General features: G+C 69.6%; 25 protein-coding genes. 9 read left to right on the top strand and 16 right to left on the bottom strand.

The annotated features are described in order from the left end of the window. Positions 1-14: 14 nt before the first annotated feature. A complete protein-coding gene (locus tag ACYVOK_RS17815; protein ID WP_460663556.1) occupies positions 15-1,601 on the bottom strand; it encodes a discoidin domain-containing protein in 1,587 nt (528 codons plus the stop codon). 83 nt (positions 1,602-1,684) lie between these two features. On the opposite strand from ACYVOK_RS17815, the gene ACYVOK_RS17810 reads away from it, so the two are divergent. The 3 genes from ACYVOK_RS17810 (at position 1,685) to ACYVOK_RS17800 (ending at position 3,766) form a co-directional block, all read left to right on the top strand. Continuing rightward, complete coding sequence (locus ACYVOK_RS17810) at positions 1,685-2,077, top strand: VOC family protein (RefSeq protein ID WP_460663555.1); 393 nt, start codon at positions 1,685-1,687, stop codon at positions 2,075-2,077. 71 nt (positions 2,078-2,148) lie between these two features. Then, complete coding sequence (locus tag ACYVOK_RS17805) at positions 2,149-3,126, top strand: aldo/keto reductase (protein WP_460663554.1); 978 nt, start codon at positions 2,149-2,151, stop codon at positions 3,124-3,126. A gap of 64 nt (positions 3,127-3,190) precedes the next feature. Then, positions 3,191-3,766 (top strand): BON domain-containing protein, encoded by a 576-nt coding sequence (locus tag ACYVOK_RS17800; protein WP_460663553.1) that lies wholly within the window; start codon positions 3,191-3,193, stop codon positions 3,764-3,766. 210 nt (positions 3,767-3,976) lie between these two features. Here ACYVOK_RS17800 and ACYVOK_RS17795 read toward each other — a convergent pair whose 3' ends face one another. Beyond that, positions 3,977-5,002 carry a LacI family DNA-binding transcriptional regulator gene (locus ACYVOK_RS17795; protein ID WP_460663552.1) on the bottom strand — a complete coding sequence of 342 codons (1,026 nt, stop codon included), beginning with the start codon at positions 5,000-5,002 and terminating at the stop codon, positions 3,977-3,979. 33 nt (positions 5,003-5,035) lie between these two features. Between ACYVOK_RS17795 and ACYVOK_RS17790 the strand changes: the two genes are divergently transcribed. Then, complete coding sequence (locus ACYVOK_RS17790; protein WP_460663551.1) at positions 5,036-6,562, top strand: alpha-N-arabinofuranosidase; 1,527 nt, start codon at positions 5,036-5,038, stop codon at positions 6,560-6,562. Here ACYVOK_RS17790 and ACYVOK_RS17785 read toward each other — a convergent pair. The 4 genes from ACYVOK_RS17785 to ACYVOK_RS17770 form a co-directional block, all read right to left on the bottom strand. Next, positions 6,546-7,364 carry a MerR family transcriptional regulator gene (locus ACYVOK_RS17785; RefSeq protein WP_460663550.1) on the bottom strand — a complete coding sequence of 273 codons (819 nt, stop codon included), beginning with the start codon at positions 7,362-7,364 and terminating at the stop codon, positions 6,546-6,548. The two genes, ACYVOK_RS17790 and ACYVOK_RS17785, sit on opposite strands and share 17 nt — an antisense overlap. 186 nt (positions 7,365-7,550) lie before the next feature. Next, on the bottom strand, positions 7,551-7,952 hold the full coding sequence (locus ACYVOK_RS17780) for a ChaB family protein (protein ID WP_460663549.1): 402 nt from the start codon (positions 7,950-7,952) through the stop codon (positions 7,551-7,553). Between the two features lie 68 nt (positions 7,953-8,020). Beyond that, positions 8,021-8,284: a hypothetical protein gene (locus tag ACYVOK_RS17775; RefSeq protein WP_460663548.1), complete on the bottom strand. Its 264-nt coding sequence runs from the start codon at positions 8,282-8,284 to the stop codon at positions 8,021-8,023. Between the two features lie 220 nt (positions 8,285-8,504). After that, a complete protein-coding gene (locus ACYVOK_RS17770) occupies positions 8,505-9,521 on the bottom strand; it encodes a zinc-dependent alcohol dehydrogenase family protein (RefSeq protein ID WP_460663547.1) in 1,017 nt (338 codons plus the stop codon). A gap of 76 nt (positions 9,522-9,597) precedes the next feature. Between ACYVOK_RS17770 and ACYVOK_RS17765 the strand changes: the two genes are divergently transcribed. After that, positions 9,598-9,951 (top strand): VOC family protein, encoded by a 354-nt coding sequence (locus ACYVOK_RS17765; RefSeq protein WP_460663546.1) that lies wholly within the window; start codon positions 9,598-9,600, stop codon positions 9,949-9,951. A gap of 11 nt (positions 9,952-9,962) precedes the next feature. Here the strand turns inward: ACYVOK_RS17765 and ACYVOK_RS17760 are convergent, their stop codons facing one another. After that, positions 9,963-10,805 (bottom strand): ABC transporter permease, encoded by an 843-nt coding sequence (locus ACYVOK_RS17760; RefSeq protein ID WP_460663545.1) that lies wholly within the window; start codon positions 10,803-10,805, stop codon positions 9,963-9,965. Then, a complete protein-coding gene (locus ACYVOK_RS17755) occupies positions 10,802-11,674 on the bottom strand; it encodes an ABC transporter ATP-binding protein (protein WP_460663544.1) in 873 nt (290 codons plus the stop codon). Before ACYVOK_RS17755 ends, ACYVOK_RS17760 begins: the two co-directional genes overlap by 4 nt. Positions 11,675-11,862: 188 nt before the next feature. Here ACYVOK_RS17755 and ACYVOK_RS17750 point away from each other — a divergent pair, with 188 nt between their 5' ends. Further along, the gene (locus ACYVOK_RS17750; protein WP_460663543.1) at positions 11,863-12,789 is read left to right on the top strand and encodes a GbsR/MarR family transcriptional regulator; all 927 of its coding nucleotides are present in this window, start codon (positions 11,863-11,865) and stop codon (positions 12,787-12,789) included. Here ACYVOK_RS17750 and ACYVOK_RS17745 read toward each other — a convergent pair. The 3 genes from ACYVOK_RS17745 to ACYVOK_RS17735 are packed head-to-tail and all read right to left on the bottom strand — an operon-like array spanning position 12,782 to position 16,101. Further along, positions 12,782-13,843 carry an NAD(P)-dependent oxidoreductase gene (locus ACYVOK_RS17745; protein WP_460663542.1) on the bottom strand — a complete coding sequence of 354 codons (1,062 nt, stop codon included), beginning with the start codon at positions 13,841-13,843 and terminating at the stop codon, positions 12,782-12,784. The genes ACYVOK_RS17750 and ACYVOK_RS17745 overlap by 8 nt on opposite strands. Before the next feature lie 21 nt (positions 13,844-13,864). Beyond that, complete coding sequence (locus ACYVOK_RS17740) at positions 13,865-14,950, bottom strand: baeRF2 domain-containing protein (protein WP_460663541.1); 1,086 nt, start codon at positions 14,948-14,950, stop codon at positions 13,865-13,867. Between the two features lie 35 nt (positions 14,951-14,985). Continuing rightward, positions 14,986-16,101 (bottom strand): NAD(P)/FAD-dependent oxidoreductase, encoded by a 1,116-nt coding sequence (locus tag ACYVOK_RS17735; RefSeq protein WP_460663540.1) that lies wholly within the window; start codon positions 16,099-16,101, stop codon positions 14,986-14,988. 118 nt (positions 16,102-16,219) lie between these two features. On the opposite strand from ACYVOK_RS17735, the gene ACYVOK_RS17730 reads away from it, so the two are divergent. Further along, positions 16,220-17,677: an alpha/beta hydrolase gene (locus ACYVOK_RS17730; protein ID WP_460663539.1), complete on the top strand. Its 1,458-nt coding sequence runs from the start codon at positions 16,220-16,222 to the stop codon at positions 17,675-17,677. Here ACYVOK_RS17730 and ACYVOK_RS17725 read toward each other — a convergent pair. Beyond that, positions 17,674-18,453, bottom strand: a complete 780-nt coding sequence (locus ACYVOK_RS17725; protein ID WP_460663538.1) for a DUF2231 domain-containing protein — start codon at positions 18,451-18,453, stop codon at positions 17,674-17,676. The genes ACYVOK_RS17730 and ACYVOK_RS17725 overlap by 4 nt on opposite strands. A gap of 77 nt (positions 18,454-18,530) precedes the next feature. Here ACYVOK_RS17725 and ACYVOK_RS17720 point away from each other — a divergent pair, with 77 nt between their 5' ends. After that, positions 18,531-20,060: an FAD-dependent oxidoreductase gene (locus tag ACYVOK_RS17720; RefSeq protein WP_460663537.1), complete on the top strand. Its 1,530-nt coding sequence runs from the start codon at positions 18,531-18,533 to the stop codon at positions 20,058-20,060. 16 nt (positions 20,061-20,076) lie between these two features. On the opposite strand, the gene ACYVOK_RS17715 is transcribed toward ACYVOK_RS17720, so the two are convergent. The 4 genes from ACYVOK_RS17715 to ACYVOK_RS17700 form a co-directional block, all read right to left on the bottom strand. After that, a complete protein-coding gene (locus tag ACYVOK_RS17715) occupies positions 20,077-20,901 on the bottom strand; it encodes a sigma-70 family RNA polymerase sigma factor (RefSeq protein ID WP_460663536.1) in 825 nt (274 codons plus the stop codon). 97 nt (positions 20,902-20,998) lie between these two features. Then, positions 20,999-21,385: a VOC family protein gene (locus ACYVOK_RS17710; protein ID WP_460663535.1), complete on the bottom strand. Its 387-nt coding sequence runs from the start codon at positions 21,383-21,385 to the stop codon at positions 20,999-21,001. 2 nt (positions 21,386-21,387) lie between these two features. Then, the gene (locus tag ACYVOK_RS17705; RefSeq protein ID WP_460663534.1) at positions 21,388-22,053 is read right to left on the bottom strand and encodes a hypothetical protein; all 666 of its coding nucleotides are present in this window, start codon (positions 22,051-22,053) and stop codon (positions 21,388-21,390) included. A 14-nt stretch (positions 22,054-22,067) separates the two neighbouring features. Next, positions 22,068-22,544, bottom strand: coding sequence for an Hsp20/alpha crystallin family protein (locus ACYVOK_RS17700; RefSeq protein WP_460663533.1), 477 nt, complete (start codon positions 22,542-22,544; stop codon positions 22,068-22,070). 136 nt (positions 22,545-22,680) lie between these two features. Here ACYVOK_RS17700 and ACYVOK_RS17695 point away from each other — a divergent pair, with 136 nt between their 5' ends. Further along, a complete protein-coding gene (locus ACYVOK_RS17695) occupies positions 22,681-23,115 on the top strand; it encodes an SRPBCC family protein (protein ID WP_460663532.1) in 435 nt (144 codons plus the stop codon). Positions 23,116-23,125 lie beyond the last annotated feature (10 nt).

Genomic DNA, 23,125 nt, shown 5'->3' with positions numbered 1-23,125 from the left:
GTCCCGTCAGCCCTTCAGTGACAGGTGTACGTCGGGCTGCTGTCCAGGACCCTGTTGTCCAGACCGATCAGCTGACTGCTGAACGTCGTATCGGTCATCGACAGCTTCAGTACGCCGTGCTCCTGCAGCAACTTAGCCGTCGCCGGGTGCGCGGCATGGACGTCGTACAGGGTCATTCCGCCCATGCCGCCGATGATCTGGACCGGGCCGTCCGGGTCGGGGTCGCCGTCGGCGTTCTGCGGCAGGAAGCGCTCGTAGTGGTGGTCGTGCCCGTTGAGCACCAGATCGACCTTCGCGTCGACAAGGGTCTCCCACAGCTGGATGCTGTCCGGGTTGTCGCCGTGGTCACCGGAGCTGAAGCGTGGATGGTGGTAGTAGGCGGCGACGCAGCGCTTGGTGTTCTTCGCGAGGTCCTGCTTGAGCCAGGTGAGTTGCGGCGGCTCGGCCGCGCTCTCGTGGGTGGTGAAGTCGTTCGAGTCGAGGGCGACGAAGTGCCAGTTGCCGAGGTCCCAGCTGTAGTAGTTCTTGCCCTGCGGTGTCGCGATCGAGCCGAAGTACTTGCGGTAGCCCTCGAACGGCACGTTGTCGTACGTCTCGTGGTTGCCCGGGATCGGCTTGGTGATGTTCTTGAACCGGCCCCAGGACTTGTCGTAGTAGTTCCGGAAGTCCGACAGGTGCGCGTCGTCGTACTGGTTGTCACCCATGGTCAGCACAGCGGCCGGTTTGATCGCCTCGACCAGGCGGGCGGTCTTCGGGTGCACGCAGGCGGAGTCGTCGGGCGTGCACTGGGCGGCGATGTCACCGGCGGCCGCCAGGACGAACTGACCGGTGCCACCTGGACTGGTCGTGACCGTCACCGGGTCGCTGGGCGCCGACTGATTGCCGGCGAGGTCACGTGCCCGGATCGTGTAGGTGTACGACGTGTTGGCGGTCAGACCACTGTCGTTGTACTGCGTCGTCGTCGTGGACGCGACCACGGCGCCGTTGCGCAGTACGTCGTACCCGCTGATGCCGACGTTGTCCGTCGACGCGGTCCAGGTGAGGGCGACGGAGGTGGCGGTGACACCGGTGGTTCTGACGCCGGTCGGCGTGCTGGGCGGTTGCGTGTCGCCGGTGGAGTCCTTGGTGCCATAGACCTGGAGCTCCCAGAGCGAGTACCCGTACGGCGTACCGCGCTTGGTGCCGACCAGGCGGACGTAGCGGCCGTGGGCCGCCAGGCCGGTCAGGTCATCGGTGTTGCCATTGCCGTCGGCAATCTCTTTGACGGCGCGGAACGTGCTGCCGTCGTCGGAGATCTCGATCCGGTAGGCCTTCGCGTAGGCAGCCTCCCAGCTCAGTTTCACCCGGCGGACCGTTGCGGGCTGGCCGAGGTCGACCTTGACCCACTGCGGATCGACACCTTCGGCGCTGGCCCAGCGGGTCGACGTACTCCCGTCGACAGCACGGTCGCCGGTCAGCGTCCGGTCTTCGATACTCGAGACAACGACCGGTTGCCGCTGCAACAGCAGGACATCCGCGCTGGTCCGCGCATCCGCGACCGATCCACCGACCGCGCCGACCAGAACCACGGACAGCGCGACAGTCAGCCAACGAATTCTCATCACAACCTCCGGGGGCGGGCGGAGTTAATTGTTAGGAAGGTTACCTAACAGTTGCGGAACCGTCCAGATGGCAAGCTGGAAACATGAGCGGGCTTCTCCGAGCGGTGGACGCGGTGACAGTGCGAGTGCCTGACCTGGACAGCGGGCTGGCGTTCTACCGGGACGGACTCGGGCACGAGCTGGTGTGGCGGAACGACGAGATCGGGCAAGCCGGGTTGCGGCTGCCGGACAGCGACACGGAGATCGTCCTGGCGACCGAGCTGGACTATGCCCCGAGTTGGCTCGTGACCTCGGCCGACGCGGCGGCAGAGCAGATCGCCGGCCAGGGTGGCCGGCTGGTCACAGCGCCCTTCGACATCCCGGTCGGTCGATGCGCTGTGGTGGCGGACCCCTTCGGGAACGTTCTGGTGCTGCTGGACCTCTCCAGAGGGCTCTACACCACCGACGACGACGGAACGGTCACCGGCGTGAGTTGATGTTTCTCATGCATCGAATCTGCCAGAAAGATGCATTGGACGTCCGCGCCGGGGGCTGGTTGGGTTGAAGTATGGAGAAGCGTGGTTTGGGACGAGTGGGGATCGAGGTCAGCGCGGTCGGGTTCGGCTGCTGGGCGATCGGAGGGCCGTTCACCAACCCCAGCGGCGAGCCGCTGGGCTGGGGTGAGGTCGACGACGACGAGTCGGTGCGGGCGATCCGGCGGGCCGTCGAGCTGGGAGTGACGTTCTTCGACACCGCCGACGTGTACGGCGCCGGCCACAGCGAGCGGGTACTGGGCAAGGCACTGGAGGGGATTCGCGACCAGGTGGTCATCGCGACCAAGTGGGGCAACACGTTCGACGAGTCGAGCGGCGTCATGCATCACCAGGACTCGTCGGCCGAGTACGTCCACAAGGCGGTACGGGCGTCCCTCGAGCGGCTCGGGACCGACTACATCGACCTGTATCAACTGCACTTCGACACCACCAACGAGATTGCTCTGCCACTGCGCGAGGCCTGCGAGGAACTTGTCCGGGAAGGGCTGATCCGCAGCTACGCGTGGAGCACGGACACCGTCAGCAGCGCGGAGTTCTTCGCCGAGGGCAAGCATTGCGCGGCCGTCCAGCACGAGGCCAGCGTGCTGCACGACGCGCCCGAGTTCTTCGAGCTCTGTGAACGGGCCGACCTCGCCAGCATCAACAGGACGCCGCTGGCGATGGGCCTTCTCGGTCGCCGCGACGCGAACCGCCCGGCCACCGGCGCGGACATCCGCACCCTGCCGCCGGCGTGGCTGCAGTACTTCGACAAGGGCGGCGTACCGGCGCCGGAATGGTGGGAGAAGGTCTCGGCGATCCGCGACATCCTGGAGAGCGACGGCCGGACGCTGGCTCAGGGTGCGCTCGCGTGGTTGTGGGCCCGCAGTCCGCGGACGGTGCCGATCCCTGGTTTCCGGACCGTCGCGCAGGCGGAGGAGAACGCGCGGGCGATGGAGTTCGGGCCGCTGCGGGACGATCAGATGGCGGAGATCGCGACCCTCCTCGGCCGGTGATGAATCGGTCACGAACGAGTGGGTACCCGAACGGTGAGTGATCATCGAGAGGGTGAGAAAAACGATGCGACTGATCGTCGACCGCAGTACCCGGCGCCGCGGCATCGCGGTGAAGAACAACTCCGGGCACCCGGTTCTCAAGTCTGCCGGGCTCGCCGTCGCCGGCATCTGCGCCGGGATGGTGACCGAATACCTGCTGGATCCCGAGCGCGGCAAGGCGCGGCGAGCCCGGATGCGGGACAAGACGACCCACGCCGCACACGAGATGAACGGCGGCCTGAGCGGCTTGTCCCGCGACCTGTCGAACCGCGGCCGCGGCATGGCGATGGCGGCCCGCTACCGCGTCACCGGCCGGTCGGCCGACGACTCCGTGCTGCACGACCGGGTCCGGTCCGAGCTGGGCCGGCACGTGGACCATCCCCACGCGGTACAGGTCCGCGTCGATCATGGGACCGTGACCCTGGTCGGCGACATCCTCGCCGACGAGGAGAAGGCCGCCCGGCACGCGATCAAGCGGATCCCCGGTGTGAAGAAGGTGGACGCCCAATGGACCACCCACGAGGAGCCGGGCGACGTCCCGACCCTCCAGGGCAAGGGCCGCACCAGGCGCTCCCCCGACCGGGCCGACTCTAACCACTGACCCCACCAGACCAGCCCGGCGCTCTCGCCACCCGGCGGCGGCGCCGGGCTGTGCCACGTCCCGCCGGCGACCAGCAATGCGGTGGGTACGACGGCCGCGCTCCACCCACAGCCGGGACCGCGACCATTGCCTCTTGCCGACCCATGATGTTTATCGATATACCTATCCGGAGCACCCCACCCCCGGGAGTCTTCGATGTCTGTGCCGCGGTCAGCCGGCCAGTTTTGTCGTGCCGCGCCGGACCAGGTGAGCGGGAACGATCAGCTCCTTCGGGTCACCGGTCGGGCCGCCGGTGAGCTGGGCGATCAGCAGCGAGGTGATCGCGTCGGCCATCTCGTCGTGCCCGGGGTTGACCGTCGACAGCGACGGGACCAGGAAGGCCGCCTCGTCGATGTCGTCGAAGCCGACCACCTGGACGTCGTCCGGCACCCGCAGCCCGGCGTCGGCCAGGGCCCGCAGGGCGCCCATGGCCACCACGTCGGTGAGCGCGAACACGGCGTCGAACGAGATCCGGCGATCGAGCAACGACCGGATCGCGTCGTACCCCTCCCGCAGGGTGAACCTGCACCGGATCGTCAGCTCGGGATCCATCGGTACGCCGGCCTCGGTATGGGCGAGCGCGTAGCCCTCGGCCCGCAGCGCCGGCATGTTCGCGGTTCCTTCCGGGTTGCCGCCGAGCAGGACGACGCGCCGGGCACCGGTGGCGAGCAGGTGCGCGGTCGCCTGCCGGGCGCCGCCGACGTTGTCCATCATCACGTGGTCGAAGCGCGACGGCAGCGCCCGCTCGCCGACCAGAACCACCGGTGCGTCGGTGTGGATCTGGGCGAGTTCGGCCGGGTCGATGTCGACCACGCTCAGGATCAGGCCGTCGTACATCCGCAGCCGGGAGAAGGCGACCGCGTCGAGCTCGCCCTCGCGGCTGGCGCCGGTGCGTTCCATCACGATCCGCAGCCCGTGCGCCTCGAACCGGTCGGCCAGCCGGCCGGCCAACTGGGCGAAGTACGGGCGCTCGAGTTCCGGAACGGCCAGGCCGACGACGCCGGTGCGGCCCGCGCGCAGGTGCCGGGCGGCCAGGTTCACCTGGTACCCGAGCTCGCTGATCGCGGCCAGCACTCGTTCCCGGGTCGCCGCGCCGACCCGCGGCCGGCCGTTGATTACGTTCGACACGGTCATCGTGGACACCCCCGCGGACCGCGCCACATCGGCCATCGTCACCACGGTGGACGTCTTCTTCATGCGCCAACTGTAAAGAACAAGAGGAGATAGGCCTTGTCCACTGCAAGCTCGTCGCGGGTCGTGATCGATCTGGACGTTCCCGGTCCGACCATCAGCCGGCATCTGTACGGCCACTTCGCCGAGCACCTCGGGCGGTGCATCTACGGCGGCTTCTACGTCGGCGAGGACTCCGCCCTGCCGAACGAGGGCGGTATCCGCCTCGACGTGGTCGAGGCGTTGCGGGCGCTGAACATCCCGAATCTGCGCTGGCCGGGTGGCTGCTTCGCGGACGAGTACCACTGGAAGGACGGTCTCGGCCCGAAGGCGGAGCGGCCGTCGATGATCAACACCCATTGGGGCAACGTCGAGGAGAACAACCACTTCGGCACCCACGAGTTCATGGCGTTGTGCGAGTTGCTCGGCGCGGACCCGTACGTGAACGGCAACGTCGGCAGCGGGACCGTGCAGGAGATGAGCGAGTGGGTCGAGTACCTGACCCGCGAGGGCGACAGCCCGATGGTCCGGCTGCGCAAGGCCAATGGCCGGGAGGCGCCGTGGAAGGTGCCGTTCTGGGGCATCGGCAACGAAGCCTGGGGCTGCGGCGGCAGCCTGCGGGCCGAGGCGTACGCCGACCTGGCCCGGCGCTACGCCACCTTCTGCCGGGACTACGGGGACAACAAGCTCTACCGGATCGCGGCGGGTGCGTCCGACGACGACCTGAACTGGACCGAGGCGCTGATGAAGGCGATCAGCTGTCTGGGGTGCGGCCGCGACCCGAAGAACATCTTCCAGGCGATCTCGTTCCACTACTACACGGCCGCCGGCACCTGGGAGAACAAGGGCCGGGCCACCGAGTTCGACCTGGACGACTACTACCGGACCATCATCAAGGCGCAGGACATCGACCGGGTGATCCGCGGCCACTCCGCGGTGATGGACGCGTACGACCCGGACCGCAAGGTCGGGCTGGTGCTCGACGAGTGGGGCACCTGGTGGGACGTCGAGCCCGGCACCAACCCAGGGTTCCTGTTCCAGCAGAACGCGATGCGGGACGCGCTGGTCGCGAGTCTGCACTTCGACGTGTTCCACCGGCACGCGGACCGGCTCGTGATGGCGAACATCGCGCAGACCGTCAACGTGCTGCAGGCGATGCTGCTGACCGACGACGACGGTGGGCTCGTGCTCACTCCGACGTACCACGTGTTCGAGATGAACAAGGGTCACCACGACGCGACGTCGGTCCCGGTGCACGTGGTCGAGCAGCCGGAGCCGTACGAGCTGGACGGCAAGACGATGGAGTTGCTGTCCGCGTCGGCCAGTGTGAAGGACGGGAAGGCGCTGATCTCGGTGAGCAACCTGGACCCGAGGTCGCCGGCGGACGTCGTGCTGGATCTGCGCGGGGCGGAGGTCCGCAACCCCACCGGACGGTTGCTGACGGCACCGAAGCCGCAGGCGTACAACACCACCACGGATCCGGCCGCGGTGGCACCGGTGGCGTTGACCGCGGTGGAGGCGGACCCGCGGGGGCTGCGGGTCACGCTTCCGCCGCACTCGTTCGCGACCGTCAGTCTGGACGTGTGACCGGGATCTGGAACTCGTGCACCCAGTTGGCCGGGTTGTCGGGGTCGAACTGCAACGTCACCTCCCGGGCGTAGCCCTGGCTGCGGTAGCCGTTGTCCTCGATCCAGCGGGCCAGCGTCTGCATGCTGCGGTCGGCGTCGTACATGTCGCCCTGATGGACGATGGTCGCGGCCTGCGGGAGCTCGGGTAGTTCGTACACGTCGAGGTCGGCGATCCGGTCGGCCTCGACGGGTACGGCGGCGTGCACGAGGATCTGGTCGTCCTCGGCGTCCTCGTAGTACGCGACCGGCGGGCCGGACGGCATCACGCCGGCCACTCCGAGCCGCTCGAACAACTGGCCGAACAACGGCTGGATGACCGGGCCGATGTCCTCACCGTCGTAGCTCTTGGAGAGCGCACTGAGTTCGGCGACTCGGGCCGGGGCGATGCGTTTCAGGACGACGTCGTCGGTGGACATGTGACCTTCCTTCTCGATCAGCCGGAGCCTCGCCTCGACACTGACCAACCGGGAAGCGCTCTGCGCCAGCTCCTCCTCGAGCTGCGCCCGCCGCAGCCGCAGCATGCCGCGCAGTTCCTCCGCGGACAGCTTGGCGTCGACGATCTCGTGAACCTGCTGCAGGCTGAAGCCGAGATCCTTCAGCGCGATGATCCGGTTCAGGCGGCTGAGCTGGTCCGCCGAGTAGTAGCGGTAGCCGGTCGATTCGTCGACAACCGCGGGCCGGAGCAACCCGATCGCGTCGTAGTGCCGGAGCATCCGGGCAGACACCTGCCCGAACGCCGCGAAGTCCCCGATGGTGAACATGCGACCACCTTCCTGCTTGACACGGTGTCAAGGTCAACCATCGGTCAAGAAGAGCCGGTCGCGGCCACGCGGAGAAGCCGAACAGTGGGCGGCCGGGGTGACGGACCTTCCGGAGTGACCCACCGCCGCCCGGCCGCCCACGGGCGCTGTACCCGTGAGCCGGTGGATGAAACCGGTCCGAGCGGGTCAGCGGGCGCGGCGGGTCCGCCGGTCGTTTTCGCGCTGAATGGCGTCGACCAGTTCGGGTTTCGTCATGGTGGAGCGGCCGGGGATGCCGAGCCGGCGGGCGACGTCGTACAGATGCTGCTTGCTCGCGTTCGCGTCCACTCCGCCGGCGGTCTCGTCGGACTCCACCGAGGACGGCGCGGTTCTCCGGGCCTGCTCGTCCGACGGACCGGCCTGCTGCTTCGCTTCCCAGTGGTCGCCGATCTTCTCGTACTGGTGTTTCAGCGCGGCGAACGCGGTCCGGTGGGCTCGTTCGCCCTCGCCGTACGTCTCGACCGCGGCGTCGTGGGCTTCGATCCAGATGTCCTGGGCGTGTTCGGGTGAGCGACGCAGCGTGGACGGGAGTTCCTGTCTGCCGGGCATCGCACTCCTCCTCTCCTCGCCGGGCCGGTACCCCGATTGCTTCGGGGAGACCCGTCCCGGCAGAGAGCTCAGGAGGTGACGCCAGTACGGCGGTCGCGGACGGCGGCCACGGCGAAACCGGTCAGCATCAGGGCGACGCCGCCGGTGCCGAGCCCGACGACCACGTCGCCGCGGCGGTCCAGCCGCGGGTCGCACTGCATCGGCGTGATGCCCTTGTCCGGCTGGAACACCGACCCGCAGTTGCGGTCGTCGACCGAGACCGGGCGGACGGCGACCACCACCCCGGCGATCAGCAGGACCACACCCACCGCGCCGAGGATCTTGCTCAGCACTGCCCGTCCCGCAGCGCGCGCGGCCGCGAGGACCCTGGGAAGGCAGCCGCAAGGACCGACCACACCTGCCTGGCCAGACCTCGCATATGGCGTTCACCCTCCCTGGTAGGTCAACAACATTTGATCAAATCTAACGTAGCTAGTCGCCGCCCCAGAAGTCCGGACCCGGGCCCGGGGTTGAATCTTCACCCAGTTCTAACGATCACCGCCAGGGAAGTGTTCAAACGTTCAGTACGGCGACCAGCGACCCCGCGGCACGTCCGTGCGCCACGTCGGACAGCGCCCGGCCGATCTCCGCGAACGGCACCGCTGTGGTGTGGGCGCGGATCGGCAGCCGCGCAACCAGCCGGAAGAGTTCTTCCCCGTCCCGGCGAGTGTTCGAGGTGACACTGCGCAGGTCGCGCTCGTGGAACAGGTGCCGCTCGTAGTTGAGGACCGGCACGTCGGGCAGGTGGATCCCGGCCACCGATACCGTGCCGCCGGGTTTGAGCGCCTCCAAGGCGTAGGGCACGACGTCGCCGGCCGGGGCGAACACGATCGCCGAGTCGAGCGGAACCGGCGGCCGGTCGGCGGTCTCGCCGACGAACACCGCGCCGAGCGAACGGGCCAGCTCCCGGTTGCGTTCACCCCGAGTCATCACGAACAGCTCGGCGCCCTGGGCGGCGGCGAGCTGTGCGGTGAGGTGCGCGCTCGAACCGAAGCCGTAGATCCCGAGCAGTCCGCCCGGTGGCAGATTCGCCCGGAGAAGTGACCGGTAGCCGATGATCCCGGCACACAGGAACGGCGCCAGCTGTTCGGCCGGCCGGTCAGCGGGCAGGGCATACGCGTAGTCCTGCGGCACCACGGCGTACTGAGCGAAACCGCCGTCCGCGTCCCAGCCGGTGTACGTCGATCGCGGGCACAGGTTCTCGGATCCGTCCCGGCAGAACTCGCACACTCCGCACGTTCCGCGCAACCAGGCGATCCCGACGCGCTCACCGGTCGCGAACCGCTCCGCACCCGCGCCCCGACCGACGACCGACCCGACCACCTGATGCCCGGGGACGACGCCCGGCCGGCGCGGCTCGAGGTCGCCCTCGCACAGGTGCAGGTCGGTCCGGCAGATCCCGCACGCCTCGACCTCGACCAGCACCTCTCCCGGGCCAGGTGCGGGGACAGTACGGCGGACGCGGCGCAACGGCCCGTCATCGATCGGCGCGGGCCGGTCGACCGCCCACACGTCCATCTCGTCGCCCATGCCTCGACGATCTCAGAATCCGCATGTCTGCGGGCACTGCGGGCACCGGAGGACCGTGACCGAAGGCGGTGATGTCATGAACACTCTGGTACCGGTCCTGGACGCGGTGGTGATCGACGCGGTGGACCCGGAGGAGGTCGCCCGCTTCTGGCAACGTCTGCTGGGCGGGGACCTCGTCCACACCCAGAACGGCGACGTCGACCTGCAGGGCGGACCGATCCACCTCTACTTCCAGCAGGTGAAGGACGACGCCAAGGACGGCAAGAACCGGCTGCACCTGGATCTGCGCGTTGCCGCCGAAGTACGGCGTGAAGCCGTCGAGCGAGCCCTCTCACTCGGCGCGACGCGCGCCGACGACATCTACGCGGGCGACGAGTTCCAGGTCCTCCGAGACCCCGCCGGCAACGAGTTCTGCCTGATCTGGCAGTGAGGCCGCACGACTCAGGCAACCCGTTGCAAAGCACGTTCACGCCGTTCGGCGACCTTGGAGCCGGACTCCCGCCGGGCCATTCGCCGGAGTACGACGGGAGCGGCAACCAGCCCGACCACCGCCCAGGTGCCCAGTACGGCGGCCGTCTCGAGCTGACGCCAGGAGCCGTCGATCTCGACCACGACCGCGCTGTCGGGCAGTAACGCCGACCGCATGCCGAGGCCCAGCCAGTAGATCGGGCCGGCCTGCCCGATCCACTCCAGCCAGTCCGGCAGCGCGGTGATCGGATAGAAGATGCCCGAGATCGCGATCAGGCCGAGCACCGGCAACTGGAGCAGTCCTTGCGAGCGGGCGGTGGTGAAGACCGAGCCGAGGATCGCGCCGATCGGCAGCGTCGCGACCATGCCGAGCATCAGGACCCAGACCAGCGTGAACCAGCCGGACGCCGAACCGAGCGCCAGTCCGTCCACGATGAGCAGGCCCGGGACGAGCAGGATGGCGAGATCGGCGAGCAGTCCGCCGGCGACCGAGACGACCTTGCCGACGAGGTAGCCGAGCATCCCGTCCGGGGTGGCCTTCGCCCGCAGCAGCGTGCCGTCCTCGCGGTCGGCGGTCAGTTGCTGGCTCATGCTGACCATTCCCATCGCCGCGTTCATCCCGAGGATGCTCGGCAACGCGAGCGCTCCGAGCAGCAGCCCGGTCGAGCCGAAGTCGCGGTTCCGGAGGAAGAACAGGGCCACCAGCATCAGCACCGGCCAGAGGAAGTGGCTGAACAGCTCGGGCCCGTTCGTGAAGGACTGACGCAGCTCGATCAGGCCGCGCTGCCAGCCGGCCCGCACGGCAACGGCTCTCATGCCACCCGCTCCTCTCCGCGCACCAGCGCGAGATACGTGTCTTCCAGGGAGGCCCGGCGTACTTCGAGTTCGCGGACGGCGGCGCCGTACTGCGTGAAGAGACCACGGACGAACTCGGTCGAGTCGGCGGTCGACGTACGGAAGCGCCGGCCGTCGATACTCCAGCGGACCTCGTCGTCCCCCGCGATCAGCGTGGTGAGCTCCGCGGGCGAGCCGGCCGCGACGATCCGCCCGCCGGTCAGGATGAGGATGCGATCGGCCAGTTTGCTCGCCTCGTCGAGGTCGTGGGTGGTGAGCAGGATCGTGGTCTCGTCCTCGGCCGCGAGGCGTCGGACCAGGTCGTGGAACTCGTACCGCGCCTGCGGATCGAAGCCGGTGGTCGGCTCGTCCAGGAACAGCAGTTCGGGCCGGCCGACGATGCCGATCGCCACGTCGAGCCGGCGCCGCTGACCGCCGGACAGGGTCTTGATCTTCTGGTTCGCGTGCTCGGTGAGGCCGACCGAGGCCAGCAGTTCGCCGGTGTCCCAGGGCCGTTCGATCGTGCTGGTCGAGTACGGCGCGTAGTACGTGCCGAGGTGGTGCAGCAGCTCACGGACGCGCCAGTTGCCGTGGTCGCGCCAGGACTGCAGCACGATGCCGAGCCGCGACCGCCACCGCTCGTCGCCGTAGGCCGGATCGACCCCGAGTACCTCGACCGTCCCGGCCGACCGCAGCCGGAATCCTTCGAGGATCTCGATCGTCGTGCTCTTGCCCGCGCCGTTCGGACCGAGCAGGGCGACCACCTCACCGCGCCGGGCCTGGAACGAGATGTCGTGCAGGACCTCGGTGTCGCCGTAGCGCATCCGCAGGCCGTCGACCGCAAGCACCATGCGACAGTTCTCCTTTCAAGTCGTTCACGAACGCCTGAAAGCTACGTTGCGTTCACAGAGCCGGCAATCAGCTCGAGCGGTCGACCCGCTGAATTTCGGGCCGATTCATGGCAATCTGTGCAATGCGATGACGCTGAACGCAATCTCTCGTTGCAATGAGCTGACGACGAACGCACCGAGGAGGGCCGATGCCGGGAGGCAGGCTGACACACCAGGAGCGGCGGGAGATCGCCGCCGGGCTGACCGCCGGGCTCGGGTACGCCGAGATCGCCCGGCGACTGGATCGGCCCACCTCGACCGTCAGCCGCGAGGTCGCGCGCAACGGCGGCGCCCACGGCTACCGGGCCGACCACGCCCACTACGCGACCACCTCACGTGCTCGCCGCCGCAAGCCGGCCGCGCCGGACGGTGAGCCGGCCGCCGATGCGGACGGACGGACGCCGGATGCCGTCCAGGGCTTCGCCGAGCGGTTCGCCGCGATGATGGTCGAGGGCGGCCTGCCGCGGATGGCGGCCCGGGTGCTCGCGCGGCTGTACACGGCCGACGCGGGCAGCCTCACCGCGGCCGACCTGGTCCGCTCGCTCCAGGTCAGCCCGGCGTCGGTCTCGAAGGCGGTCGGCTACCTCGAGCAGGTCGGCATGATCCGCCGGGAGCCCGACCCGCGCCGCCGGCTGCAGCACTTCATCATCGCCGAGGACGTCTGGGTTCACGCCTGGAAGGTGAGCGCCCGCACCAACCTCAACTGGGCCGAGACCGCGGGCGAAGGTGCCGAACTGCTCGGCCGGGACACGCCCGCCGGCGAGCGCCTGAGGAAGATGGCCGAGTTCTTCCACCGCCTCGGGGAGGACATGGCCGGCGGTCCCGCCTTCGAGGTCATCGACGACGCCCTCACCGCGCTGGCCGCACTCCTGCACGCGGCCCGCCCGCTCACCGCCCATGAACTCGCCACCGCGCTGGGCTGGACGCCGTCCCGCATCACCGACGCCCTCGCGAACGCCGCGAAGTACGCCGACTACACCGACCCCGTCGTACTCCATCAGCCGGCGCCGGACACCTACACCGCGATCCCGGCCCCGGCTCGTCTCACCCCGGAGCAGTTGGCCGGACTCAGGTAGGTCCCGCGTACGGGTGCAGGCCCGGCGGATACTCGTTGCCGCGGGCCACCAGCCAGCCGGTCGAGTCGACGATCAGCGCGGCGGTGATGTCGAAGGCGTTCAGGCTGTCGCCGTCGCCCGCCGCCAGGTTCGCCACGTGCCCACCCGCGAACAGCAGGATCTCCCGGCCGCCCACCCGGTGACTCGTCACCGCCGGCAACACGTCCTCACCGTTGCCGAGGGCATCGAGGTCGATCTCCTCGGCGGAATGGCCGGCGTTCACCAGCAGGCAACCGTCCTTCAGCCCGGCGATCACCTCGGCCGAGACGGTCCCGGTCCGTCCGGTCGCGGTGACGACGATGTCGGCGTTGTCACCGATCCGTTCCACCACCTCGAAGCCATCGTACGACGCGACCAGCGCCCGTCCCGGGTCGAGTTCGGCCACCTGCACGATCGCCCCGAGGCTCCGCGCCGTCCGGGCCAGACCTCCGCCGACCTCGCCGTAGCCGACCACCACGACGTCGAGACCGTGCAGTGACAACTGCGTGCGGGCGAGGACCGTGTGCCACGTACTCGAGCCGACCGCGAACCGGTTGTGCAACTGGTTCTTCACCGGTACGGCGTCCAGGTCGAACACCGGGTGGGTCAACGCCAGCCCGGCGACCCGGTTGATGCCGGTCCGGGTCATCTCGATCCCGGCGACCACCCCGCCGTACTCGCGAGCGGTCGCCTCGACCACGATGTCCCCGCCCATCTCGACGGTGTGCGTGGGACCCCACTCGACGCAACCGGCCGGTGTGGTGACCTCGATGCCCCAGGTCTCGACCAGGCGACGTACGTCGTCCCGCGTCGTCGCCGGATCGGCCGGATGCAGGACCACCGCGGCTCCGGCCTCCCGGAAGGCCCGGAGGAACAGAGCCGACTTCAGATCGATGTGTGCGGTGACCGCAAGCCGGACGGACGCGAGGTCCGGCAGCCGCCCGCCCGCCGCGGCCGTCCGCGGCATCCATCGGCGCGCCCAGGCCAGCCGCTGCTCGAGCTCGACCCCTTGCCACGCAGTGTTCGGAAGCTCCACCCGGCCACGATGTCACACGCGCTAGGCGCTGCTCCCCTGGTCCCACCGGAGCAGGGCCGCGACCGGGACACCAGCGATCGCGGCCTGCGGAAGGGTGGTGACCTGCGCTCCGGTGTGTATGGCGGCCGCCAGCAGGCCGAGGTCGGCACGAACCGGCGCATCGCCCGGTACGCCGATGGACAGGCCGGGGTGGTCCTTCACCGCCAGGTCGTGCTCCTTCAGCGTGTCCGGGTCGGTGATCAGTGTCTCCACCTGACCCTGCACGAACGCGTCGGCGACGTCACGGACCCCGGTGGCGACGGCGAAGTTCTGACCGAGGCGGTCCTTCAGCAGGTGAGACAGTTCGAGGCGGCGGGACACGGAATGGTCGAGCAGCGCTTTCCGGATCGCGTCGGCGCGTGCCTCTTCGCCGCCGTCCTGGTGGCGGCTGCCGGACTCCAACTGCACGATTTCGGCCTGCGACTTCTCCAGCCGTTCCGTCACCTGACCGAGCGACTTGGGGTCGCCGCCGACCAGCACCAGCCGGATGCCGTCGCGGATGAGGGATTCCAGTTCGTCGGCCACGGCCTCGGCGTTGCGGCTCCAGACGTTCTCGGTCTCGTGCTCGTACTTGAGCGCCGCCCAGCCGCCCATGCCGGTCTTGTGCACGTGGACCGTCTCCCCGCCCGCGGTCGTCTCGAAGTCCGGCTCCGGGACGTCGGAGTTGTAGACCGCGATGTCGCCACCTTCGTGGTCGACCAGCGCCAGCACGAACCGGGTGTTCCGCTCGGCCATCCGCACCCACCCGAGCAGGTCGGGCAGTGGCTCCCAGCTGACCACCGGCTGGTCGATCCGCTGATGAGACACCTCGTCGAACCGCACACCCTCGGCGGTGGCGACCACGGTCCGGGTCACCGGAGCCGGCTGGTCGACCGTCTCCCCGAGCAGTTCGGAAATCTGCCGTACGACGTCGTCGCCCGCACCGGCCCGGGTCAGGCGTTCGCAGGCGTCGCGGACTTTCAACTCGTGCTCGTGCGCCGCGTTCTCGGTGTCGTGACCGACGTCGAGTGTGACGGTCGCGAACGGGCCATCGGCCTGGTACACAGAGGCAAGACGCGAGATGTCCATGCCGCCCGGGTACCCGACGACCAGTGCGGAAAACGTCAGGACCGGACCAGCGCGGTCAGCAGGCGGCGGGTGATGAGCCCGTCGGCCAGGCCCAGCTCGACCAGATCGTCGAAGATCGCCTGGTCGGCCGCGGCGGCCCGGATACCGGCGTCGAGGACCCGGCCGGAACGGGTGAGTTGAGCCGTCAGAGCAGTGTGCCGCAGGTGTCTGCCGAGCACTCGGGTGGTTGTGCGACGGTACGTCGTACCCGCGTCGGAAGTGTCCTTGCGCAGAGCGTCCGCGACCGCCCGCCCGGCGAGCAGACCGGTCGCGACGGCGTAGTAGATGCCTTCGCCCGTCATCGGGTTGATCAGCCCGGCCGCGTCGCCGGCGAGCATCACCGGACCGGACTGCGGGCGCCAGGACCAGCTCGACAGCGGCAGGTGGTGACCCCACCACGACTTCCCGCCGTCGGTGGCACCGGGCAGCAGTACTTCGAGGTGTTCGAGCAGCTCCGCTCGGGTCGGCCGTGACCGGTCCGGTGTCAGCTGTTCGCCGTACCCGACGTTCGACCAGCCGTCGCCGCGGTCGAAGGACCAGGCGTACGACGGCTGCCGCCCCGGACCATACGCGATCACCTGACTGGCGGCCCGCTCCGGCGGTGTCGGCGCGTACCCGCGGATCGCGAGCGCCACCGGACCCGGCTTCACCCCGAGATCCCGCCGTACGACGGAATGCGCCCCGTCGGCGCCGACGACGTACCGGGCCGCGAGGTCGCCGTCCACGGTGACGGACCGCCGGGCGACCTCGATGCCGCGGACGCGACGGCGGACGAGCTCGGCCCCCGCGGACTGGGCCGCCTCCGCGAGGCGCTGGTCGAACACCGTCCGCGGCACCACCCAGTTCGGCCGGGCCATGTCACGGTCGACTCCGACCTCACCCCGGGTCAGCGCGAACCGCCGTACCGGTGTCCAGTCGTCCACGAGTCCGGTGACACCGACCTCGGCCAGCAGGTCGAACACGTGCGGCGCGATCCCGTCCCCGCACGCCTTGTCCCTCGGGAAGTCGTGTCGATCCAGCAGCAACACCGACAGGCTGGGATCCACCGCCAGCGCCCCGAGCGCAGCAGAAGCCCCAGCCGGCCCGGCCCCGATCACCACCAGATCCCACACACGCCCAGTGTGCAGGCTCGACGCCCGGTAGCGCGCACGCTGCCGCGGGCCGGGTGCCGGGGGCACTGTGCCGGGCTGCGCCGATCCCTAGCGTCGACAGTGACTTCGAGGAGGATCGATGAAACTGTTGCTGGTGCTGGCGCTGCTATCGGGTACGGCGGTCGCCACCGAAGAACCGCCGCCGTCCATTCGGTGGCACCACTGCCAACTCGACGAGAAGGACTCCGAGGGGGCGAGACTGGATCGGGCCGGTGTGAAGTGCGGCGAGCTGAAGGTCCCGTTGGACTACAGCCGGCCGGACGGGCCGAAGATCACCATCGCGATGTCGCGGCTGGAAGCGACCGGTGACCGGATCGGCACGATGGTGCTCAACGACGGCGGACCGGGCGGACCCGGGCTGAGCATGCCGTTGCGGCTCCGCGTCGCGATGGGGGAAGCGGGGTCGCGTTACGACCTGATCGGACTGGATCCCCGGTTCGTCGGCCGCAGTACACCGGTGGACTGCAAGCTGCCGATGGCGGGCTGGCCGTGGTCGGGCGGCACCGACCGGTCGTCGTTCCTCCGCTCCACCCGGCTCCAGGCCGAGATCGCCGGACGCTGTGGTGACAACGCCGGCTCCGTCCTGCGGTACGTCAACACCAGGAACACCGCACGGGACATCGACCAGGTCCGGATCGCACTCGGCGAGAAGAAGATCTCCTACCTCGGCTACTCCTACGGCACCTACCTCGGCGCGGTCTACCTGCAACTGTTCCCGGGCCGGACCGATCGTGTCGTCCTGGACGGGCCGATGGATCCGGCGACGTCCGGGCCACGGCTCCTGCGGTCGGCCGGCCCGGCGAACGAGGCGGCGTTACGCGCCTGGGCGTCATGGGCCGCCGCGCGCGATTCGACGTACCACCTGGGTACGACGACCAGCCACGTACTGGCGAAGATCGACCGGATCTACCGGGCGGCCTCCGACAAGGGCCTCCACGTGGGGAAGTACACGCTCGACGACGGGTCCGTGCCGATGGTGCTCTTCGGCCCGTTGGCCGACGATCGGGATCCGGCCCGGGCCGTCTACACCACGTTCGTCCGGACGTTGCTGAAGGCCACCAGTGGACCGGTGGAGCCGGGGGCGGAGCTCGGGGAGTTCCTCGATGCCTTGCTGACGCCGGCGCTGTCGCCGCTCGTGAGCGGAATGACCGCGATCACGTGTGGCGACCGGGCCGTGCCGCGTGATCAGCAGGTCTACTGGCGCGACATCCAGCAGCATCGCCGCGACGAGCCGTACTTCGGCTCGCTCACCCGGATGGTCTCGCCGTGCGCCTTCTGGCCGGTCGAACCACAGGAGCCGCCGACCCGGATCGCGAACGCCGAACCGGCCCTGATCGTGGCCGCCGACGGCGACCCGAGATCCGTCTACGCGAACGCCGCCCAATTGCGGAAGGGTCTCACCGCGGCACGTCTGCTGACGCTGGAGAACGCCCGTAAGCACGGCATCTTCGGCGAGTACGGCAACGACTGCGTCGACAAGGCGGTCATCTCGTATCTCCTCAGCGGCCACCTGCCCGGCGTGGACCTGACCTGCTAGGTACCCGGGCGTCTGCCCGGCTTGGGGGTCCGGCGGGCAGGGGTACGGCGCTGGCGTGGGACGAGCCGGTCGGCGTGGCCGGTGGAGTCGGTCGACGTGGTGACCGGGCGGGCCTCTTCGAGGTCCACGACCTTCGGCGGCGGCGGGACGAAGATGTGGATGGTCTCCTCCTCGTCCGCCGGTGGCGGCGGTGCCGGCACCGGGACAGGCTTGGCACGGGCGGCCGATTCCTTGCTCACCCGCGGCTGCGCCACCTGGGTGGTCAGCTGCGCCGCGGCGAACGGGTCGCGGACCGGCCGGCGCGGCAGCTTGGTCCGCAGTTCGATGCCGAGGGCGTCGATCAGCTTGCGGCAGGCAACGATCGCCCAGGCGACCGCGAACACCGTGCAGCCGGCGAACAGCACCGCCCGGCCGCCGGCCGACCAGTTCGACGGATCGGTCCGCCGCATCGCGGCGATCATCGCCACGACGACCACGTTGGTGATGCCGAAGGCAACGGCCACCCCGACCGTGCGGAACAGCACCGGTCGTTCCAGTTCGACGTCGTCCGCGGCCGCGACCAGGCCGGCGATGAGCCCGGCCAGCACCGGCACCGTGTACACCAGCGCCAGCGTCAGCCCGGGACTGGCGACCAGGTAGAAGACGTCGAAGACGAGGGCCGTACCGGTCAGCGCGGCCGCGAAGCACACCACCATCGGCGGGTACGCCCGCACGATGGCCAGCGCGTCCGCAGGCACCGTCCTGAACATCCGGAACGCCAAAACCACCGACTCCATCCGTCGTTTCCCCCATTGTGCAGGTACCCGGCGCCCTGGGTGACAACCACCGGCTGGCGAGTCATAGGGTCGGTGGGATGAACGACGCAGAGTCGGCCGGCGTCACGGCCGAGGTGGTTGTGTACGGCGGAACGGCCGGTGGCGTGTGCGCCGCGGTGGCGGCGGCCCGTGCCGGTGCGCAGGTCGTGCTGCTCGAGCCGGGTCAGCACCTCGGCGGAATGGTGTCGGGCGGACTCGGCTACACCGATCTGGGCGACAGCCGGGTGCTCGGCGGGCTCGGCCGGGAGTTCATGCTCGCGATCGCCGAATGGTACGGCGTACCGCCGGGCCACTACGCCGGTCCGGAGCCACACGTCGCCGAGCGCATCCTGACCGGGTGGCTCGACGGCGTCGACGTGATCTTCGGCAGCCGGTTGACCGGGGCAACGGTTGCCGACGGCATCATCACGGCCGTGAGTACGACGACCGGCGACTACCGGGCCGGCGTGTACGTCGACGCGTCGTACGAAGGTGATCTGATGGCCGCGGCCGGGGTGCCGTACGACGTCGGGCGGGAGAGTCGGTCGAAGTACGGCGAATCGCTGGCCGGCCGGCGCGAGTTTGCCCCGGGCAAGCACCAGTTCCCGCCGTTCGTCTCGCCGTTGACCGACGACGGCGTGCTTCCGCTCGTCCACGACCGTCCGCTGGTCGAGGTCGGTGCCGGCGACGGCGGTGTGATGGCGTACGGCTACCGCGTCTGCCTCACCCGGGCCGCCGACCGGCGCCCGTTCGAGCAGCGGCCCGGCTACGACCCGGCGGAATGGGAGCTGGCCCGCCGATGGTTCGCCGTACTGCGTCAGAACGGCGTCGAACCGGCGGCCGGTGACGTGATCGGCCTGGTCCCGAACCTGCCGAACGCCAAGTGCGACGGCAACTCCATCGGGCCGCTGTCGCTCAGCCTGCTGGACGGGACGAACTGGGCCTACCCCGACGCCGCACCGGACGACCGCGAGCGGATCCGGCAGCAGCACGAGGACTACACCCGCGACTTCCTCTGGTTCATGACGACTGATCCGGACGTGCCGAAGGCGGTGCGCGACGGGCTGTCGGAGTGGGGCCTGCCGGCCGACGAGTTCGCCGACACCGGCGGCATCCCGCACCAGCTCTACGTCCGCGAGGGCCGTCGCATGCTCGGCGAGTACGAACTGACGCAGAAGGACCTGCTGCCGCGGCCGGTGACGCAGTACGACGCCGTGGCGATGGGGTCGTACCACATCGACATCCGCGAGATCCAGCGCACGTGGTCGGTCGCGTACGAACATCCGGACCCGGTCGCGTCGGTGTTCAACGAGGGCTACGCGTCCGTTGCGGTCGCTCCGTACCAGATCCCGTACCGCTCCATCGTGCCGCGGTACGACGACTGCCGGAATCTGCTCGTGCCGGTCTGCCTGAGCGCGTCGCAGGTGGCGTTCGCGTCGGTGCGAATGGAAGTGCAGTACGAGATGCTCGGCCAGGCAGCCGGGATCGCCGCGGCGCAGGCGGTGTCGACCGGCCGCACGGTGCAGCAGGTTGACGTACGGCGACTGCAGGACGACCTGGCGGCCGCCGGAGCCGTGCTTTCGCTCTGACTCCGGCGGCCGAGACCTACGCGGCGGCCGGCATCGGCGTGGTCAGCTTGGCCCGCAGGTCGTCCAGGATCTTGCGCAGAACCCGGGACACCTGCATCTGGCTGACCCCGATGTCGCGGCCGATCTCGGACTGCGTCCACCCCTCGATGAACCGCAGCTGCAGGATGCGGCGCTCCCGCGGCCCGAGTTCCTCGAGCACCGGCTGCAGCATCTCCACCGTCTCGAGCTGGTCGATGCTGACGTCCTCGTCGTCGGCGACCACGTCGGCCAGGGTCAGGTCGGCGTCCACGTCGGACGGCCGGTCCAGCGAGAGGACGTTGAAACAACCCTTCGCGGCCAGGGCCTGCTCGACCTCGCTGACATCGACGTCCAGGTGGTCGGCGATCTCGGCCGGGGTCGGCTCGCGGTTCAGCTGCTGCTCCAGCAGCGGCAGCTTGGTGGCGATGGTGCCCTGCATCTCCTGCAGCCTGCGCGGGATCCGGACGGTCCACGCGCAGTCGCGGAAGTAGCGTTTCACCTCGCCCCGAATGGTCGGGATCGCGAACCCGATGAACGGGGTGTCGGCGTCGAGCCGGTAGTGGTGGGCGGCCTTCACCAGGCCCAGGTACGCGACCTGCTCGAGGTCGTCGGCCTCGGCCCCGCGGCCACGAAACCGGCGCGCGATCCCCCTGGCCATCTCGATGTTGAGCTCGACCACTTCTTCGAGCAGCCGTTGCCGCTCGGCTTCGTCGGTGCTGGCAGCCCTGCGCTCCATCAACTCGCGGGTGGCTGCTTCCCTCGCGGCCCGCTCGGCCGCGGTCGAACAGTGAACAGGAGCCTGTTCAGTGATGCTGGTAACCATGGTATGACCTCGCGACTGTCCGTCACGGCGTGGCACGTATCTGGACCACGGTCATGCCTGCGAGAAAGCCCGTACCCATCCGGGCGAAAGTCATGCGTTACGCATGCATCAGCTTCCGCTCGGTGGTCCCGGCCTGCTCCGAACCGTCGCCGGGCGCCGGGTCGAGGAGCCGGATCGCGGTGCCGGTGCGGTCGGCGAAGACGGCGTATCGGCCGAAAGCACTGTCCGCCGGGCTGAGCAGCCAGTCGAGCTCGCGATGGTCCTCGAAGAACGTGTCGACGTCTCCCACGTCGTACACCCCGCCGGTCCCGAGGGCGGCCTCGGCGGGGTCGCGGACGAGGGCGATGGTCGGCCCCTGGCCGCGCGGGCCGAGCAGGGCGGCGTCGTCACCGGGCCACGCGATCGGCTCCAGGCCGAGCTCCCGGTAATAGTCGACGCTGGCTTCGAGGTGCTCGACCGGGTGAAGTTCGAACAGCAGTCGCATCGTCAGTCAGCCTTCCCTTCCGCTCGTTCCTGGTGGCGGTTCCGGCCGGAGCGGCGGGCCGCGTCGCTGCGGGCGCCGATCTCGGAGATGCGGTCGGCCAGAGCCGGGTGGTCCTTGGTGAGTTGCTCGGCCGCGGCGGCCAGTGGGGCGAGCAGGGCGGCCGAGTCGTTGTTGCCGAGAGCGTCGTGGACGGCGTCGACGGTCGCCTGGGCCCGGCGGTCCAGCCCGTCGAGCGCGGCCACCTGGCCGGCCAACCGGCGGATGTCGGCCGCGTTGTCCCGGGCCCAGACCGCGACCGCGCGATCGCCGGCCCGCTGGTCCCGGGCGGCCCGCACCCGCTGCTCACCGTTCAGGTCCGGCCGGGACGCGTGCGGGTTGAGCCGGAGGTACCGCCGTTCGGCCGCCTGCCGGCTGGTCACCCCGAGCGCCGGGGCGAGCTGGATCCAGCTGGCCCCGGCGGCCCTGGCCGCCTCGATCAGCCGCGGTTCCCAGCCGGTCAGCTGCTCGCGCAACTCGCGCAACCGCACCAGCGCTTCGAGCAGCTCGTCCGCCGAGGAAGCAGCCTCCGCCCCGGGCACGTTCGGGGCGGAGGGCAGCCTCCCCAGCACATCCACCAGGTACTCGAGAGCCGCCGCCGGTGTGCGGTCGTCCACGTCAGGCTGCGGCATCTGCCCTCCCGGTGTCAGGCGTCGATCTGCAAGGTGTCGTCAACCGTCTCACCGGTCACGGTCCGGTGGCCGGATTCGCCGCCGGCGACGGCGATCTTGCGCGGCTTGGCCTGCGCGGCGATCGGGATCTTCACGGTCAGCACGCCGTTGTCGTACGAGGCGCTGATCCCGTCCGCGTCGAGGGTGTCGCCGAGAAACAGCTGCCGGGAGAACACCCCGAGCGGCCGCTCGGCCACCTGCATCTCGACGCCGTCGTCCACGGCCACCGGACGGCGCTCGGCCTTCACGGTCAGTACGTTCCGCTCGACGTCGAGGTCGATGGCGTCCGGGGTCACCCCGGGCAGGTCGAACAGGATCACGTACTCGTCACCCGACCGGTAGGCGTCCATCGGCATCGGGCTCGGCCTCGACCACGTCCCCGGCGTCGCCGCGCCGGTCAGCTGCTGGGCCAGCCGGTCGAACTCCCGGAACGGGTCGGTGCGCATCAACATCGTCTTCCCACCTCCAGGTCCATCGACAGTTCCGCTGTCAACACGCACTTACCTGGATAGCATGTCATCGATCCGTTGACAAGTAAGCTGTCGTCATTTCGTTGACAGCGCATCGGAGGTGGGTACCGGCGGCGGCATGACGGAGAACGAGTGGTTGATCCAGGCCCCGGTGCCCGACGTGTTCGCGATTCTGACCGACGGATGGACGTACGCCGCGTGGGTCGTCGGCGCCTCCAGGGTCCGCGACGTCGACGAGGGATTCCCGCAGCCCGGAACCAGCCTGCACCACTCGGTCGGTGTCTGGCCGCTGGTGCTCGACGACACCACGACAGTGCAGCAGTACGAGCCGCTGCGGTTCCTCCAGCTCCGGGTCCGCGCCTGGCCGACCGGCGAGGGGCAGGTCGAGTTCGTCGCCACCGACCGCGACGGCCACTGCCACCTGGTGATGCGCGAGGAGCCCGTCAAAGGACCGGCCGCCACCATCCCGCACGCCCTGATCGACCCGATCCTCCGCGCCCGCAACCACGAGACGCTGCGCCGGCTGGCCTTGCTGGCCGAACGAAACCACTGAGATCCGTCAC

The organism is Kribbella swartbergensis (assembly GCF_054784135.1).
Note: the sequence above shows the minus strand (reverse complement) of the source record. Positions and strands in the feature narration are given on the sequence as shown.

What these genes read in the sequence shown, in the direction of transcription:
- ACYVOK_RS17815 (WP_460663556.1), bottom strand. Translation starts at nt 1,601, where the DNA reads ATGAGAATTCGTTGGCTGACTGTCGCGCTGTCCGTGGTTCTGGTCGGC.
- ACYVOK_RS17810 (WP_460663555.1), top strand. Translation starts at nt 1,685, where the DNA reads ATGAGCGGGCTTCTCCGAGCGGTGGACGCGGTGACAGTGCGAGTGCCT.
- ACYVOK_RS17805 (WP_460663554.1), top strand. Translation starts at nt 2,149, where the DNA reads ATGGAGAAGCGTGGTTTGGGACGAGTGGGGATCGAGGTCAGCGCGGTC.
- ACYVOK_RS17800 (WP_460663553.1), top strand. Translation starts at nt 3,191, where the DNA reads ATGCGACTGATCGTCGACCGCAGTACCCGGCGCCGCGGCATCGCGGTG.
- ACYVOK_RS17795 (WP_460663552.1), bottom strand. Translation starts at nt 5,002, where the DNA reads ATGAAGAAGACGTCCACCGTGGTGACGATGGCCGATGTGGCGCGGTCC.
- ACYVOK_RS17785 (WP_460663550.1), bottom strand. Translation starts at nt 7,364, where the DNA reads ATGTTCACCATCGGGGACTTCGCGGCGTTCGGGCAGGTGTCTGCCCGG.
- ACYVOK_RS17780 (WP_460663549.1), bottom strand. Translation starts at nt 7,952, where the DNA reads ATGCCCGGCAGACAGGAACTCCCGTCCACGCTGCGTCGCTCACCCGAA.
- ACYVOK_RS17770 (WP_460663547.1), bottom strand. Translation starts at nt 9,521, where the DNA reads ATGGGCGACGAGATGGACGTGTGGGCGGTCGACCGGCCCGCGCCGATC.
- ACYVOK_RS17765 (WP_460663546.1), top strand. Translation starts at nt 9,598, where the DNA reads ATGAACACTCTGGTACCGGTCCTGGACGCGGTGGTGATCGACGCGGTG.
- ACYVOK_RS17760 (WP_460663545.1), bottom strand. Translation starts at nt 10,805, where the DNA reads ATGAGAGCCGTTGCCGTGCGGGCCGGCTGGCAGCGCGGCCTGATCGAG.
- ACYVOK_RS17755 (WP_460663544.1), bottom strand. Translation starts at nt 11,674, where the DNA reads ATGGTGCTTGCGGTCGACGGCCTGCGGATGCGCTACGGCGACACCGAG.
- ACYVOK_RS17750 (WP_460663543.1), top strand. Translation starts at nt 11,863, where the DNA reads ATGCCGGGAGGCAGGCTGACACACCAGGAGCGGCGGGAGATCGCCGCC.
- ACYVOK_RS17740 (WP_460663541.1), bottom strand. Translation starts at nt 14,950, where the DNA reads ATGGACATCTCGCGTCTTGCCTCTGTGTACCAGGCCGATGGCCCGTTC.
- ACYVOK_RS17730 (WP_460663539.1), top strand. Translation starts at nt 16,220, where the DNA reads ATGAAACTGTTGCTGGTGCTGGCGCTGCTATCGGGTACGGCGGTCGCC.
- ACYVOK_RS17725 (WP_460663538.1), bottom strand. Translation starts at nt 18,453, where the DNA reads ATGGAGTCGGTGGTTTTGGCGTTCCGGATGTTCAGGACGGTGCCTGCG.
- ACYVOK_RS17720 (WP_460663537.1), top strand. Translation starts at nt 18,531, where the DNA reads ATGAACGACGCAGAGTCGGCCGGCGTCACGGCCGAGGTGGTTGTGTAC.
- ACYVOK_RS17715 (WP_460663536.1), bottom strand. Translation starts at nt 20,901, where the DNA reads ATGGTTACCAGCATCACTGAACAGGCTCCTGTTCACTGTTCGACCGCG.
- ACYVOK_RS17710 (WP_460663535.1), bottom strand. Translation starts at nt 21,385, where the DNA reads ATGCGACTGCTGTTCGAACTTCACCCGGTCGAGCACCTCGAAGCCAGC.
- ACYVOK_RS17705 (WP_460663534.1), bottom strand. Translation starts at nt 22,053, where the DNA reads ATGCCGCAGCCTGACGTGGACGACCGCACACCGGCGGCGGCTCTCGAG.
- ACYVOK_RS17700 (WP_460663533.1), bottom strand. Translation starts at nt 22,544, where the DNA reads ATGTTGATGCGCACCGACCCGTTCCGGGAGTTCGACCGGCTGGCCCAG.
- ACYVOK_RS17695 (WP_460663532.1), top strand. Translation starts at nt 22,681, where the DNA reads ATGACGGAGAACGAGTGGTTGATCCAGGCCCCGGTGCCCGACGTGTTC.